A 640-nucleotide genomic window follows, 5' to 3' on the forward strand; every position below is an offset into this window, starting at 1 on the left:
CCCGGTGCAGGGCCCGACCCGACCCACGTCCCGCACCACCTTGGATGTTCACACGTCGCTGCCGGATGTGGGCCAAGGCTACCCCCCAGCGCGTCTCCCTCCCCCCTCTGCGGGGGAGGGTGGGCCGCGCGTCAGCGAGGGCCGGGAGAGGGGAGCCCGGGCTTAGGACAGGGCGCGACTGCCGTGACGGGCGAAGTCCCGTTCTGCACCGTCGCTCCCCTCTCCCGACCCCCTTCGGGGGCCACCCTCCCCCGCAGAGGGGGGAGGGAGAGCCGCAGTGTTTCCTGTGTCTTCTGTGACCCCGATGTGTGGATCTGCAAGCCCCCAAGGGGGAGGGGAAAACGCGTCGTGTTTCCGGGACTTATTCTACGCCCGTCCCCCGGCCACCCGCAGCGTCGGCCGCGCCCGCTCGGCACAGCGCGCGATCACGGCATCGTAGGTCTCGAGGTAGCGCTCGGTCATGGCGGCGGCGTCATAGAGCGCCTCCGCCCGGTCGCGGCAGGCCCGGCGCGACAGGCCGGCCGCCTCGCGGATCGCCACCGATAGATCGTGCGAATCATCCGGCCGTGCGAGGCGACCGCACTGCGCGTCGAGGATGTCGGGCAGGGCGCCCCGGCGGAAGGCCGCCGGCGGCCTTCCG

At 72.8% G+C, this 640-nt stretch carries 1 pseudogene; it reads right to left on the minus strand.

Annotated elements, in window-relative coordinates:
- Positions 1–366: 366 nt before the first annotated feature.
- Positions 367–640, minus strand: a pseudogene (locus MKL09_RS27880) (glycosyltransferase family 4 protein); the annotation flags it as partial.

This window comes from Methylobacterium sp. J-048 (assembly GCF_022829515.1).
Taxonomy (GTDB): domain Bacteria; phylum Pseudomonadota; class Alphaproteobacteria; order Rhizobiales; family Beijerinckiaceae; genus Methylobacterium.